The following is a 240-nucleotide window of genomic DNA, read 5'->3' as shown; positions in this document are numbered from 1 at the left end:
TCGAGCACGGCGCCGTTCATCGCCGACGCCGCGAGCATCCCGGGCGCGACGAACTCGGCGTACGGGATCTCGCGGCCGCCGACCTCGAAGCCGCTGATGAGGGCGCCCACCCCCACCCCCATGGAGAAGAGGTAGAAGACGGGCTCGAGGAAGCCGGTGGCGAAGATCCACCAGACCCGGCGGTAGGCCAGGAAGTTGCGCTGCAGGATCAGCCCGGTGCTCGCGGTCACCACCATCACG

Annotated in this window: 1 pseudogene; it reads right to left on the bottom strand. The window is 69.6% G+C overall.

Annotated features, from left to right (window positions below):
• A pseudogene (locus QWJ41_RS21415) lies at window positions 1–240 on the bottom strand (ABC transporter permease); the annotation flags it as partial.

The organism is Nocardioides cremeus, from assembly GCF_030518195.1.
In the GTDB taxonomy this organism is placed as follows: domain Bacteria; phylum Actinomycetota; class Actinomycetes; order Propionibacteriales; family Nocardioidaceae; genus Nocardioides; species Nocardioides cremeus.
This window is presented reverse-complemented; position numbering and strand designations above follow the sequence as displayed.